Source organism: Tenacibaculum amylolyticum, assembly GCF_964511145.1.
GTDB classification, from domain to species: domain Bacteria; phylum Bacteroidota; class Bacteroidia; order Flavobacteriales; family Flavobacteriaceae; genus Polaribacter; species Polaribacter amylolyticum.
On sequence record NZ_CAZEFZ010000070.1, the window covers coordinates 100,146 to 115,616 of the forward strand.

Annotated in this window: 7 protein-coding genes; 5 read left to right on the forward strand and 2 right to left on the reverse strand. The window is 34.4% G+C overall.

Annotated features, from left to right (window positions below; all coding sequences use genetic code 11):
• Nucleotides 1–4 precede the first annotated feature (4 nt).
• From ACKTTC_RS16770 to ACKTTC_RS16790, 5 genes are all read left to right on the forward strand, one after another.
• Nucleotides 5–1,471: a RagB/SusD family nutrient uptake outer membrane protein gene (locus ACKTTC_RS16770; protein ID WP_408041007.1), complete on the forward strand. Its 1,467-nt coding sequence runs from the start codon at nucleotides 5–7 to the stop codon at nucleotides 1,469–1,471.
• A 17-nt stretch (nucleotides 1,472–1,488) separates the two neighbouring features.
• Nucleotides 1,489–3,549, forward strand: coding sequence for a PKD domain protein (locus ACKTTC_RS16775; RefSeq protein WP_408041008.1), 2,061 nt, complete (start codon nucleotides 1,489–1,491; stop codon nucleotides 3,547–3,549).
• 23 nt (nucleotides 3,550–3,572) lie between these two features.
• Nucleotides 3,573–5,219 carry a glycoside hydrolase family 16 protein gene (locus ACKTTC_RS16780; protein WP_408041009.1) on the forward strand — a complete coding sequence of 549 codons (1,647 nt, stop codon included), beginning with the start codon at nucleotides 3,573–3,575 and terminating at the stop codon, nucleotides 5,217–5,219.
• Between the two features lie 67 nt (nucleotides 5,220–5,286).
• Nucleotides 5,287–7,548, forward strand: a complete 2,262-nt coding sequence (bglX, locus tag ACKTTC_RS16785; protein ID WP_408041010.1) for a beta-glucosidase BglX — start codon at nucleotides 5,287–5,289, stop codon at nucleotides 7,546–7,548.
• Complete coding sequence (locus ACKTTC_RS16790) at nucleotides 7,545–8,306, forward strand: glycoside hydrolase family 16 protein (RefSeq protein ID WP_408041011.1); 762 nt, start codon at nucleotides 7,545–7,547, stop codon at nucleotides 8,304–8,306. The genes bglX and ACKTTC_RS16790 overlap by 4 nt, the downstream gene beginning before the upstream one ends.
• A 412-nt stretch (nucleotides 8,307–8,718) precedes the next feature.
• Here the strand turns inward: ACKTTC_RS16790 and ACKTTC_RS16795 are convergent, their stop codons facing one another.
• Nucleotides 8,719–8,886 (reverse strand): hypothetical protein, encoded by a 168-nt coding sequence (locus tag ACKTTC_RS16795; RefSeq protein WP_408041012.1) that lies wholly within the window; start codon nucleotides 8,884–8,886, stop codon nucleotides 8,719–8,721.
• 21 nt (nucleotides 8,887–8,907) lie between these two features.
• Nucleotides 8,908–15,447 (reverse strand): LamG-like jellyroll fold domain-containing protein, encoded by a 6,540-nt coding sequence (locus ACKTTC_RS16800; protein WP_408041013.1) that lies wholly within the window; start codon nucleotides 15,445–15,447, stop codon nucleotides 8,908–8,910.
• Nucleotides 15,448–15,471: the final 24 nt, after the last annotated feature.

Consider the following 15,471-nt stretch of genomic DNA (forward strand, 5'->3'; position numbering starts at 1 on the left):
TAAGATGAAAAAACATATTCAATATATAGCAGTGTTGATCTTTTTTATAACCTATGGATGTAAAGATTACTTAGAAATTTTACCAGAAGGTCAAGAGAATACAGAAAATTATTTTAATAATGCAGACGATTATGAAAATGCCTTGATAGGCGTATATGATTTATTATCTACCACTTATTTAAATCAAATTTTAGGAGAGATAGCATCGGATAATAGTTTGTGTGGAGGAGAAAACCCTACAGATGTTTTGTCTTGGCAGCAGATAGATGCTATGACCCAGAACCCAGATAATGATGCCTTACGTAATATTTTCCAATGGATGTATGCAGGTATAAGTCGTGCTAATTATATCATGGAATTTAAAGACAAAACAGATTTTAGTCGCAAAGCAGAAGTTTTAGCAGAGACAAAGTTTTTACGTTCGTATTATTATTTTGAGTTAGTCAAATTCTTTGGCGATATTCCAATGTATTTAGACAAACGTATTACTTTAGAAGAAATCCAAACGATTGATAAATCTACGATTACGGAAGTATATGCACAATTAGAAGGAGATTTACAAGAAGCTATAGGAGTTTTACCATGGCAGCAAAGTCAAAAAGGAAGAGCCACCAAAGGGGCAACTTTAGCTTTATTAGGCAAGATTTATTTATATCAAGAAAAATTTGCAGAAGCTGCTCAAACTTTTGATCAGATAATTAACTCAGGACAGTATAGTTTAGTGACGGATTTTGCAAGTATTTTCTCAAATCAAAATGAGAACAACTCAGAATCTGTTTTTGAAGTTCAGTACTTCGGGCAAGAAGGCGGTGGTTTTGGCTGTTTTCAATGTGTTGAAGGAAACATTGCAGTAGGTTTTATGGGCCCACGTTTTCGAAGTGGTAACTATGCACCTTATGCAGATGGCTTTAGTTTTAATATTCCAACAATGGCTATTGTGAATGCTTTTGAAGCAGGAGATACGCGTAAAGATGCCACAATATTTGATATTGAAGCCTTTGTTCAAACACGTCCAGATGTTCAATATACCGAAGGTCACGATCACAACGGTTATTTCAACTTTAAATACATTCCTTATGAAGAAGGAAATGCACCCGATCCTCATTTAACGCACAGTAACAATTATCGAGCAATTCGTTATGCTGATGTATTGTTAATGGCAGCAGAAGCGTATAATCGAGGTGGTATCAATGATGGTATTGCATTGAGATATGTCAATCAAGTTCGTAGAAGAGCTTTTGGAGATACGAACCATGATCTTACTTCATCAGGAGCAACGTTAACTACGGATATTTATAATGAACGGAGATTGGAATTAGCAGGCGAAGGACACCGTTTCTTTGATCAGGTACGTACAGGTCAAACGGCTACCATTCCAGGTTTTACCAGTCCGAAGAATAACTTATTTCCTATCCCAAGGATTGAGATAGAATTAGCAGGAAACAGATGGTCACAAAACCCAGGTTATTAATTAAAAGAAAGCATATTATGAAGAAAATATATTATCACTTATGTATCCTTTTGGTACTGTTAATAGCCTGTACAGAGGATAGAGACACAAGTTTTTTAGATACTATTGTGGCGCCCTCAAATGTGGCAGCTACATATGAACTTACGCAGGACAATTCAGGACTTGTAACCATTACACCCACGGCAGATGGTGCAGTACGTTTTATGGTGTATTTTGGAGACAATACTCCAGATCCTATAGCACTTAATGCAGGAGAAAGTATTGATCATACTTATGCAGAAGGAACCTATACTTTAAAGATAGTAGCTTATAATATCAATGGTGAAAAGACAGAAGTTACACAAGACCTAGTAATTTCTTTCAAAGCTCCAGAGAATTTAATGGTTACCATAGAAAATAGCAATGCTGTATCAAAGCAAGTCGATGTCACAGCAACTGCAGATTATGCAGCAATGTATGAATTTTACTCAGGAGAAGCAGGTGTTACACAACCTGCAGCAACGGCTAATATCGGAGAAACACTGTCGTACCAGTATCAAGATCCAGGTACTTATGATGTACGTATTGTAGCTAAAGGAGCTGCCATTGCTACTACCGAATACACAGCGAGTTTTACAGTTACAGAAATATTAGAACCAAGTTCAGTAGCCCCAACACCACCTGGAAGAAACGATGCAGATGTTATTTCACTATTTAGTGATGCCTATACCGATGTTACAGTAGATACATGGAATACCGTTTGGAGTGCTGCAACCTTTGAAGATGTTATGATTGAAGGCAATGCTACCAAGAAATACACAACACTTAATTTTAATGGAATTGAAACGGTAAGTGCTCCAGTAGATGCCTCTAATATGGAATTCATTCACTTAGATGTTTGGACACCTAACATCACTGCTTTTAGATTAAAGTTAGTAGACTTTAATGGCGATGGATTTGGAGGAGGAAATGGCGATACTGAGGCTGAATTAAGCTTTACACCAGCGCAAGGAGAATGGGTTTCTATGGACATTCCATTAGCCGATTTTGCAGCCGCAGGAATGACTTCTTTCTCAGATATCAATCAATACATTATCTCAAGCGATCCAAGTGGAGCAGGTATTGTATTTATAGACAATGTCTATTTCTGGAAAGCACCATCGAGTAATACTAGTCAATTAGTACAAGATTTTGAAGGAGCGGCACCGGCTTTTACGAGTTTTGGAGGAGCAGGTGTAGAAGTAGTTAGTAATCCAGACATGTCAGGCATTAATACCAGTAGTAATGTAGCCAGACTTATAAAAGGGAATGGAGCAGAAACTTGGGCAGGAGGCTTCTTTGAAGTTGCTTCTCCATTAGACCTTACGAACTATTCGAACATTAGGGTTAAAGTATGGTCACCAAAACAAGGAGCAGTTGTAAAGTTAAAATTAGAAAATCAAGATGCAAGTATTGATCATGAAGTAGACTTAACCACTACGGTAGCGAATCAATGGGAAGAGCTGACGTATGATTTTAGTGGAGCACCAGCAGCGAGTTATGTACGTATAGTTATTTTCTTCGACTTTGGAAATCCAGGAGATGACAGTACATATTATTACGATGATATAGAACTGGTAAACAACTCAGGAGGAGTTCAACCTTTGATCTTCCAAGATTTTGAAGGAGCAGCACCAGCATTTACCTCTTTTGGAAATATCGCAAATGTAGTTGTGGTTGCCAATCCAGATGCTACCGGAGCTAATACCACAGGTAATGTAGCACAACTTACCAAAACTAATGGATCAGAAGTATGGGCAGGAGCGTTTTTTGAAACAGGCGGAGCTGCATTAGATTTAACTACCTATAGTAAGGTTGCAGTTAAGGTATGGTCACCAAAACAAGGAATCACTGTGAAATTAAAGATAGAGAATGAGGATGCTAGTATTGATTATGAAGTAGATTTGACCACTTCAGTAGCGAATCAATGGGAAGATTTAGTATATGATTTTAGTGGAGCACCAGTAGCAGATTATGTACGAGTGGTTATTTTCTTTGATTTTGGAAACCCAGGAGATGATAGTGTATACTATTACGATGAACTTTCTTTAACCAATTAACAGTAGAACAAAAAGAATCAGACATGAAAAAAATAAATCAATATATTTTCAGATCTCTATGCATTGTATTGTCGTTATGTATATTTAGTAGTTGTGAAGAAACCACTTATGAATTTGGATCGATTACGAATCCTTCGAATATCGAAATCACAGCAGAGATCATAGGTCAGGATGCTACAAATCCTAATGGAGATGGAAGTGGTGTAGTTAACTTTACGGCTACAGCAGATAATGCCTTATCCTACAAATATGTATTCAATGGTTCAGAATCTGTTGAGCCTTCAGGAAGAAAAACCTATAATTTTAGTGAACTAGGAGTAAATACGTATACGGTTACAGTAGTAGCAATTGGTACAGCAGGAGTAAGCTCTAGTAAAACAATCCAAGTAGATGTGTTGGCTACCTATTCACCACCAGATGATTTAAAGACCAAGTTATATGGATTCAATCCAGCAGATCCAACAGCATCTTCTTCAAAGACATGGCGTATAAAGTCTGAAGTAGACGGACATTTTGGGTTAGGCCCAGTTGGCGGAACTATTTTTGGAGAATGGTATCAAGCCTCAGCGAATGAAAAGGACGGTGTTGGAATGTATGACGATCGTTATATTTTTAATTCAGACGGTACAGTAATGCATGTTACTAATGGAGATGTATTTGGAAGAATTAATTTAATAGATGAATTAGGAGGAACAGGAGGAACTGTAGATGGATCGGATGTATTGAATTATGAATTTAATGATTATACAGAAAATTGGACATTAACAGCTCCAGGAGGTGTAGAAACGTTAACGATTACCGGCAATGGATTTATAGGATATTACATAGGGAATCATAGTTACCAGATTTTTGATAGAGGTACCCCAAATGAGCTGGTACTAAAGATTACGGATGCCAATAATGAGTTTGACTGGTGGTTTTTATTAACCTCACAAACAGTAGTAACACCACCGCCACCAGTTTTTGTACACAACACTTTAGTTTGGGAAGATGATTTTAACACAGATGGTGCACCAGACCCAACTAAATGGACCTATGATATTGGTACAGGAACCAATGGATGGGGAAACAATGAAGTACAATACTACACCAACAGAGCAGACAATGCAGTTGTAGAGAATGGAAATTTAGTGATCACAGCAAAGAGTGAGAGTTTTTCAGGAAGTAATTATACATCAGCAAGATTGAAGACAGAAGGCTTATTTGAATTTGAATATGGAAGAGTAGAAGTGCGCGCAAAATTACCAGAAGGTATGGGAACATGGCCAGCGATATGGATGTTAGGAGCAAACTTCTCAACAGTTGGTTGGCCTTTTAGTGGAGAGATTGATATCATGGAACAAACAGGGGCAGATAAAAATACGGTATTAGCTACTTGTCATTGGCAAGATACAGCTAGTAACACTAAGGCAGATTTTAGTCAAAATACCTCGATTAGCAATGCTACTTCGGAGTTTCATTTGTATACTTTAGAATGGACATCAGAAAAGGTAAGTGTTTACTTAGATAATGTTAAATATTATGAATTGGCAAATAATGCAGATTTACCGTTTAATCAAGATTTCTTTTTGATATTAAATGTAGCTATGGGTGGAACTTTAGGGGGAGCCATTGATGGTAGTTTCACTCAGGCTACGATGGAAGTTGATTACATACGAGTATATCAATAGTAAATTGTTTGAATTAATGGGAGGTTAATAAGACTTCATTATTAACCTCTTTTTAAACTATTCTTATATGAAAAAAAATACGCTCATAATTAGTATTATTCTCTTGGCAATAATAGGTTGTCAAAAGTCTACAGGAATAAAAGAAGGAAGAAAAGATATTGATAGAAAAGTAGATTCAGTATTGAATTTAATGACTTTAGAAGAAAAAATAGGTCAGATGAATCAATATAATGGTTTCTGGGATGTAACGGGGCCAGTTCCGAGTGATGGAGATGCAGCTAAAAAATACGAACATTTAAGAAAAGGTTTAGTAGGTTCTATGCTAAACGTAAGAGGTGTTGCTAATGTAAAAAAAGTACAAAAGATAGCAGTTGAAGAAAGTAGGCTAGGAATCCCTTTAATCATAGGATTTGATGTAATTCATGGATATGAAACGCAAAGCCCAATTCCTATAGCAGAATCGGCTAGTTGGGATTTAGAAGCAATTAAAAAATCAGCAGCAATGGCTGCTAAAGAAGCAGCGGCAGCTGGTATTAATTGGACATTTGCTCCTATGGTAGATATTTCAAGAGATCCACGTTGGGGAAGAGTCATGGAAGGAGCAGGAGAAGATACTTTTTTAGGAAGTAAAATAGCAGTGGCGCGTGTAAAAGGATTTCAAGGAGAAGATCTTTCTAGCCCAGCTACTTTAGCAGCATGTGCTAAACATTTTGCTGCGTACGGATTTGCAGAATCTGGAAAAGATTATAATACAGTAGACGTTGGAACATCTACACTTTACAATACAATTTTACCGCCTTTTAAAGCAGCAAAAGATGCAGATGTAAAAACATTTATGAATGCATTTAACGAATTGAATGGAATACCAGCGACAGGAAATGCATTTTTACAAAGAGAAATTTTAAAAGGAAGATGGAACTTTAAAGGTTTCGTAGTTTCAGATTGGGGTTCTATTATGGAAATGATGGCGCACGGATATGTAAAAGATAAAAAAGATGCAGCAGACTTAGCAGTAAAAGCTGGTTCAGATATGGATATGGAATCGTATGCATATATTAATGAACTTGCTGAGTTAGTAAATGATGGAAGTGTAAAAGAAAGCTTAATAGATGATGCAGTAAGACGAATTTTGAAAGTGAAATTTGAATTAGGCTTATTTGAAGATCCTTATAAATATTGCAATGAAGAACGAGAAAAATCAGTAATTGGAAGTAAAGAAATACAAGAGGCAGCCTTAGACATAGCAAAAAAATCAATTGTGTTATTGAAAAACGAAAATAAGGTGTTGCCTTTGAAAAAAAGTGGACAAAAAATAGCATTAATTGGAGGATTGGCAGCAGATAAAAATAGCCCACTAGGAAGTTGGAGGCTAGCAGCTAAAGATAATTCGGCAATTTCTGTTTTAGAAGGTATGCAAAAGTATAAAGAGAATGAATTAATTTATGCAGAAGGAGCATCTGTTGCTGTTGGAGCAACAAACTTTATTAATGAAGTACAAGTAAACTTAACAGATACATCGAAATTTAACAAAGCTATTGAAGCAGCAAAAAAATCAGATGTAGTTGTAATGGTATTAGGAGAAGTAGGCTTCCAAAGTGGAGAAGCAAGGAGTAGTACTTCTTTAGATTTACCAGGAATACAACAAGAATTATTAGAAGCAGTTTATCAAGTAAATAAAAACATTGTATTAGTTTTAAATAATGGTCGACCTTTAACTATAAATTGGGCAGAAATGAATATACCTGCTATAGTAGAAGCATGGCAATTAGGCTCTCAAACTGGAAATGCAGTGGCACAAGTGTTGTATGGAGATTATAATCCAAGTGGAAAATTACCTATGACTTTTCCAAGATCAGTAGGTCAAATTCCAATCTATTATAATTATAAAAATACAGGTAGACCCGGCCCTAAAAAAGAAGTGTTTTGGTCGCATTACCAAGATGAAACAAATAAACCTTTGTATCCTTTTGGTTATGGTTTAAGTTACACCACTTTTAGCTATAACGATATACAAGTTAGTACACAAGGAAAGAATGTAAAAGTAATCGTAAATGTAACGAATACAGGAGAAGTAGAAGGTAAAGAAGTGGTTCAACTATATATTCGAGATATGATAGCTAGTGTAACCAGACCAGTAAAAGAACTAAAAGGATTTGAACTAATAACATTAAAGCCTAAAGAAACAAAAACAGTAACATTCACATTAACTGAAAAAGAACTAGGTTTTTTTAATAACACAGGAGCTTTCATAGTTGAACCAGGAGAGTTTAAGGTATTTGTAGGCGGAAGTTCAGATACTTCTTTAGAAACATCATTTGATTTCTTATGAGAAAAATAGCAATTATAATTATCATTTTAAGCTTGGTTTCTTGTAATACAGAAGATAATAAGTTAATTTTTAATGAAGAGTTTAATGAAGCTGAATTAAATACAACTATTTGGAATTACGATCTAGGAGACGGCTGTCCTAATTTATGTGGTTGGGGAAATAATGAGCGTCAATTATATACAAAGCAAAATGTAATTGTTAAAGATGGAAGTTTGATCATCAAAGCATCAAAAAAAGACAGCTTATATTTTTCAGGAAAAATCCATACAAAAGGAAAACTTGAATTTACTTATGGAAAAGTAGAAGTAAGAGCAAAGTTACCAAAAGGTCATGGTTTATGGCCTGCCATATGGATGTTAGGAAATGATATTGATACTAACATATGGCCTAATTGTGGAGAAATAGATATTATGGAATATGTAGGAAGAGAACCACATACGATTTATACTTCTTTACATAATGCATCAAGTTTTGGAAATACAATTCATTCTCAAAAAACTAAAATACCTACTATCGAAGAAGGATTTCACGTCTATGAAATGGAATGGACAAAGGAGGCGATCATATTTTATATAGATAAGAAAAAAGTATATACATATGCACCAATTAATAAAAATGAAAAAAACTGGCCATATAGCAAACCTTTTTACTTAATTATAAATATGGCAATAGGAGGGAATTTTGGAGGTCCAGAAGTAGATGATACTATTTTCCCTGAAGACTTTATAATTGATTATGTAAAAGTATATGAGTTATAGATAGAGTTCTTTTTCTCAACGAATTTCGTTGAGAAAAACTCTAAATAAACTAGATTTAGATTTTTTTAGAAAAACAAAAGAGGAAAGGTAGAATGTAATCCTGAGTGATCCCTGAGGTTACTCGAAGGGAAAGCGAAGAGTTTAGTCTAATAAATAAACATTTTTCTACTTTACGTCATTGCGATTGAGGGACGAAAGAAGCAATCTATTTTTAGATTGAAAGATTCCTTCAGTCGTTTCACTTCTTCGGAATGACGTAGTTTTTAATATTCTTCACTATCGTTTAGAATGACAAATAGTAAGCTTTATAAACATTAGTATAAATAAAAAAGGCTCATAAAATAACTTTAAAGAAAAAGACAGCTAGAAATAGCTGTCTTTTGAAGTTTACTAAATCTGGGGGAAGAATAAACTAAAAACCATCTCCTGGAACTTCAGGGCTCGCAGCTTGCGCTTTTTTAGGAGATAATAAAATATAAGTGCCTATAGCAGTAAAAGCTGCGTATTTTCCATAATTTTTCATTTTAGTAAGTGCTTCTTTTCTTGTGATTTCTTCTTGATGTTGTTTTTTATGTTTCATTATATGATGCTTCTTGTTGAATTAGTCTAAAATAATTTTCTTAGTAATGTTACCCGTTTCTGTATTCAGTTTTAGAATATAAACTCCAGTAGCTAATGCTGGTAAACTAATTGTGTTTGTTGTAGATTGTAATTCTTTATGTATAAGTTCTTCACCCAACATAGAATATACTTTAACAATAGCATTGGTTTGTAAACCAGTTACAGTAATCTCTTTAGTAGATGATTTATAAATACGGATATTAGTTATATTATCAATTGAATCGTCATTATTCAATGTTTGAGAAGTTGTGTGTAGATAAAACCTTCCTACACCTTCAATCTTTTCGTTTGCAGCAATAGTATATGTATTATCATCACCAAGTTTTGTGAAGATTCCAGTGGATTTATCCTCTAGATATACAAAAGCATCTGAAGGCAAATTAGTAGTTGTTACTGAAAATACTACTGTTTTTCCAGCTGCTATTGTTAAACCTACCGGAATTACCATATTTTCATACTCAGAAATAGGAAGTGATTGGATAGTAAATTCTTTATCAGAGTTTTCTAATAAATGTGTAAATACATCAAAAGAAGCTCCTTCAAAGTTTCCAATATCATATCCAGCGTCTAATCCTTTTGTAGCATTCTGAGCGTATTTTATAGCTGTTTTAACTTGGATGTTTTCTGTACTCGCAATCAGTTCAATAGTTGGATTTTGTTGTGGAGTAGTAGTTCTGTTAAATGTTCCTCCTGAAGTTGGCTGAGTAGTTCTATGTGCTTCGTTGAAAGAAAAATCAGAGACTCCAGTAGTAGTTCTTACAAAGAACCCTTGACCAGGTGCTAAAAATTTAGCATCGCTTACTAAAGAATGTGCTACATATTTATTTTGAGAAGTATCCCAAATATAAGCACTAACATATGAAGCATCGAATTTAGCTAAGTTGTCTTGAATAAAATTAGTTCCTCCATTTTCATTTATAGGTAAGTAGGCTGTATATGGATTTCCAAGGGCATTCCATTCAGAAGAAGTCACGTTTTTTGTTACGTTAGCCGTTTCTAATGTTCCTGTAAACGTAACAGTTCCATCAGTAGTTCTGGAGATAATATAGCTGCTACCTTTTTCAAAAGTTAGATTATTAGTTGCTAAATCTGTAGTCGTGTAATATCTCCACTTCGAACCTGCTGGTTGACTATCATCGTAATAACCAATTGCATATCGAGTTGGAGTTACCGAAGTATTTGTACGAATATTATTCGAAGCATTTTCAGCAAATTCTTTAATACTTTGTCCCGAAACAGGTGCTGTAACCATACTCCAAGTATTGGCAGTTAAACCACCTCTTTCATACGTAATAGTCCCATTAGAAGTTCCTTTTATAAGTAATGTTCCACTTGTACTTGCAGTTGAAGTAATCGTAGTATTACTACTCGTACTAAAGTTTCCATCTAGAATTACAGCTCCATTTTCAGAAATATTAAAATCAGCATCAGTTTCTATAGTGAGATCATTTACCTGTACAGCAGTTTCTACTACAGGAGCATTTGTTACGTTAGGAATAAGAATATTTTGAGTTGTTAGCGGTTGTATATTTGTAGACCAATTTCCGTTTACTGTCCAGTCGCTATCTGTATTACCAGTCCAAGTAACTTGCGCAGGATGGACTACGTTTACAGTTCTTATGACTTCTACAGCATTATTTCCAGAAACACCAGTTGCATTATAGGTAATGTTATAACTTCCAATAGCATCAATAAAAGCACTTGTGTTTATAGTAACTGTAGAACCATCATTTACTGTTGCTCCTAATTCCGTATAACCACTACCTAGTTCAATTTCTTGTGGATTATCACCAATTAGCGTAATTACTGGTGTGTCACAATTATCAATAACATCTTGTATGCTATCCCAATTTGTAGGGTTAGTACCAACAAAAGATAACGTAGTACTTCCATTACCATTATGTACATAGTTATATAAGCCACATAAACTTGTTGTGTTAGCTTGATTCTGTATTTTTAAGGTGTTAGTTACATTTTGTAATCCAAATAAATCAATAGTAACTAATTCATTGTTATTTCTAATAGTAGAATCTGTACTGGTTAATGCTGTTACGTTTTGTAATGCACTAATATCTGTAAGACTTCCATTGAAGCTAATATTTAAAATACCAATAGAGGTTAAAGAGGCTAAGAAAGAATTATCGAATGTTGTAAGTAATTCATTTTCACTAATACCCAATGAATTTATAGAAGTGATAGCTAATTTGGGGAATCCTTCTAAATTAGTAACCAAATCACAATCGGAAAAATTAAAACTACCTAATGTTGTCAATTCATCAAACCCTTGAAGGTTATTCAAATTGGCCATATCTCTTATTAAAAGCTGACCACTAATACTAGTTAGATTTTGAAGGAAATTTAAGCTAGTTATTCCTAAATCATCCATACTGAAATTACCACCTATAGTAGACAAAGCTGTTGTAGTTATGGTGGTAAGTTGACTACAATTATTAATTGAAGCATTATTGTTGATACTTGCTAATTTAGGAATACTAAGTGTGGTTAAAGCACTAAAACCACTAATAGCAAAACGACCTGTAATGGTTTGTAATTCTGGAATTGTTATAGATTGTAAACCATTCATATCAGCCAATAAAAGATTTCCTGTACTTTGTAAAACATCTAAGCTAAGGTTCGTCATTCCACCGCCATTATTATTCATTCTAAATTCATTAGTTACCTCAGTTAATTTTGGAATAGCAATAGCACTTAAAGAACTATTAAATGTTATAGAAACCCTTCCACTTACAGTTTGTAATTCATCAAAAGTAATTGTAGATAACATGGAACTATTAGTAATGGTAATGTTTGAAATAGAAGAAATTTGACTAAGAATTGATAGCTCTGTTACTTGATCTAAGTTATTAACTTCAAAATCTCCTCCAAGATTTTCAACATTTGAAAAAGCTGTTAGAGAAGTCGTATTCGTCATATCTTTTAACGTAAAATTATCACCAATGGTAGTTAACGAATTAAACCCAGAAAGATCATCTACAATATTCCCTTCTAAATATAAGTTTCCAGAAATCGTATGAATGTTAGAAAAACCAGATAGATCTGTAATAGTTCCGTTAATGGTTATATTCCCTTCAATAATACCACAGGTTCCTAAAGTTGCTGTAAAATTGTCTACCTCTGTTTGAGTTGTTAATGTAACATTTCCAGGAGCAACGCAATCACAGCTTCCAGAAATATTATTGTCAGCCGCATCAATCCAATTACTTGTAGCTCCATTTAATGCAAAATTGCTAAGTGTACCGTTAAAGTTATTTCCAGAACCATCTGTTAAAGTAGTAAGTCCGCTATTATCAGAAGCAGCAATTCCTTCATTAAAATTATAACTAGCCACTAAGTTGGTTTGCGTCATATCTGTAGTACAACCATTTAGGCTTTCTACTTCAAAAGGACTCAAGGTTTTAGTCCAAATACGTAATTCATCCAATTCACCATCGAAGTATCCTCCAGTATCACCTGATGGAGTATCTGCAGCTGCGTATCCTAGCTGGATGTTGGCAGTTGTAGTGGTTGCAGTAGCTGTTCCTACCCATCCTGTTGTTCTGGCAATTGTTCCATCGATATAACATCTTGCATTTCCAGAATCTAAGGTAATAGCCACGTGATGCCAGTTCCCATCATCTACTTTGGTTTGTGGACTCAATAAACGAGTAATATAATTTGAAGCATCTGCGTAATAGTAAAACTCTATTCTACCTCCATCTAGATTAATACGCCAACCATTGTTTCCATTTGGTGTAAACTTATTGATGACTCCTCCAAGTCCATCTGTGGTTTTAATCCAAAAGTCTACAGAAAAGTCTAAGTTGTTTTGCGAGTTATCATGAGAAATAGTGACAATATCATCAGAACCGTCAAAATCTAGTCCTGTTCCTGGTGGGATCCCTGTTCCTTGTATTGTAAACGTATATTCAGGTTCGTCACAATCATTACTAATAATAGTTACTACAGCCGTTTTAAGGCCGCCAGAAGTTGGATGAAAAGAAATAGTTAAACCAGCAGATTGTGCAGGTAATATAGGGTTATTACTTGGGTTTAGTGTAACTGTGAATTCAGAAGTATCGCCAGATAGCGTAACACTACTTATTGCTAAGTCTCCTGTACCATTTGTATTACGTACATTAAAGTTCATATTCTTCGATGAACCTACATTCACTGTACCAGCATCTGTATTATCACTTGAGGTAGGCGAAGTATCTCCATTTAAAATATCATTACCATCACCTTGCACATTAATTTCAGGAATCGCTATAGAACAAGTTCCTGAAATTCCATTTGCAGAAGTATCTACCCAGTTAGAAGTACTACCTGTTAAATCAAAATTAGTTAATGTACCATCTAAATTGTTTGATGTCTCATCATTAGCAGTTGTCTCAGAAGTATTATTAGCGTCAATACTACCTTGATTTAAATTGTAATATGCTACTAATCCTGATTCATTTCCTGCTAATTCACAACCACGTTGTGCATTAATTTCATCTAAACATAGTACTCTAGACCAATAACGAACTTCATCTATTTCTCCATTAAAATAAATGGTATTAAATTCAGAGTACCCTATGGAAAGTGATTCTGTATTTGTTGGAGTTTCTGGAATATTACTAAACGTAATTTCATTGTCTAGTACACCATCTATATAGAATGTGACCTTTCCATTTCCAAATGCTAAAGCAACATGATGCCAGTTCCCATCATTTAATCCAGAAGCATTAGATGCACTAGTCGTTTCACTATTTGGCACTGCATACTCAAATTGTAACCTTCCAGAATTATTTAAATTCATTGAAAATCCATTAATTCCTGTTGCATCATACTTAGCGATAATTGACTGTCCAGCCGTAGAAGACGATGTTTTAAAGTATGTCTCTATTGTAAATGTATTGGTATTGAATGAACTATTATGATTAATACTAATATGATCATTCACTCCATCGAAATCAAGCCCTGTAGCTGGTGTAAACCCAGTTCCTTCTATATCAAATTCGAAAGTAGCGTCATCACAATCGTCATTAGTAATTCGAACAGTAGCTTCTTTAGTTGCATTTGAACTTGGCGTAAATAATATTCGTAAGTTTCCCGATCCTCCAGCTGCTACCGTTGCTGGTGATTCAATGATTGTAAAATCAGTAGAACCATCAATCACAATATTAGAAACGTTTAGTATGCCATTACCAGTATTACTAATCGTATAATCCGCAGGTTCAGCCTGTCCTAATACTACGTTTCCAAAAGAAGTATTATTTGGTTTAACTGTATCGGTACTTCCATTCGTAATTGTATTGCTATTGGAAGTAATTCTTATAATAGGTTCTGTATACGTACTACAAGTTCCAGTAACACCATTTGCTGTAGCATCTATCCAGTTTGAGGTTGTTTCTGTTAAACCAAAATTATTTAGCTTTCCTTCTGGTGGTGTACCAGAAGAAATTGTATGATTATATCTTAAAACATCAAACATTGGGAAATTATTCCCATTTACTTCTCCATTATTAAAATTATAATAAGCAAGTAAATTGTCTTCATTCCCGACTAATTCACAACTAAATTGATTTGTAATTCTACAACTAGAAATTTCTGTTTCCCATACTCTTAATTCATCTAAAACTCCTTTATAATATGATCCACCGCCGCTGGTAGCTCCAATAGTTAAGTTATTACTACTGCTATCAACGATTGTATCCGAAAGCTCTAAAGAAGTATCTAGTACTCCATCTATATACATGATATAGCTAGTACCATTGTAAACAATTACCAAATGATGCCATTGATCATTTACAATTGGAGAACTTGTTAACGTATTAATTCCACTAGCCGTAAAAAAACTGAAATTAAGCTGCATTGAAGTATCGATACGTAAGCTATAACCTGAATTTGAGCTCTGATTATCCAATATAAAATGCTCTCCAGTTCCTGAAATATCAGGTTTTATCCAAAGTTCAATAGAGAAATTTCCATTTAAACTATAGTTTCCATTATCAAATGTAATATTGTCATCTACTCCATCAAAATCTAGTCCAGTACCACCTTCAAAAGCAGTTCCTTGTATGGTAAATGTAAACGTACCATTAGTAGCATCGTCACTTACAATTGTGACTGTTGCATTTTTTATACCTGCTGATTGAGGATTAAATTTTATCATAATCTGTTCCATCATACCAGGATTCATAGTAACAGGTAGCATCGCGTCTACTTGAAAATCACTAGCATGAGCACCAGTAATAGTAACACTGGAGATATTTAAATCGTCAGCAAAACTTATGTTTTCAATAGTGAAAGAGTTGAAAGATTCAGCTCCAATGGCAGTATCAAAAAAGAGTGTACCATCTGGTTCTGATACGTTTGTTTGACCATTAGTAAAAGGTGTACCCATTGGATCCATTCCTTTCACTTGAATTTGTCCGGTGAAACGATTTTTAGAATCGTTATTTTTTGCTGCGTGTAATTGTATTGGAAGCAATAATATGCCACACAGTAATACTAAAAATAGAAGTACTATTTTTTTCATAAATAGGAAATTTGAAGACTTTAA

Excerpts from the sequence above, each read along its gene's own strand:
- bglX (WP_408041010.1), top strand. The coding sequence starts at position 5,287 with ATGAAAAAAAATACGCTCATAATTAGTATTATTCTCTTGGCAATAATA.
- ACKTTC_RS16770 (WP_408041007.1), top strand. The coding sequence starts at position 5 with ATGAAAAAACATATTCAATATATAGCAGTGTTGATCTTTTTTATAACC.
- ACKTTC_RS16795 (WP_408041012.1), bottom strand. The coding sequence starts at position 8,886 with ATGAAACATAAAAAACAACATCAAGAAGAAATCACAAGAAAAGAAGCA.
- ACKTTC_RS16775 (WP_408041008.1), top strand. The coding sequence starts at position 1,489 with ATGAAGAAAATATATTATCACTTATGTATCCTTTTGGTACTGTTAATA.
- ACKTTC_RS16790 (WP_408041011.1), top strand. The coding sequence starts at position 7,545 with ATGAGAAAAATAGCAATTATAATTATCATTTTAAGCTTGGTTTCTTGT.
- ACKTTC_RS16800 (WP_408041013.1), bottom strand. The coding sequence starts at position 15,447 with ATGAAAAAAATAGTACTTCTATTTTTAGTATTACTGTGTGGCATATTA.
- ACKTTC_RS16780 (WP_408041009.1), top strand. The coding sequence starts at position 3,573 with ATGAAAAAAATAAATCAATATATTTTCAGATCTCTATGCATTGTATTG.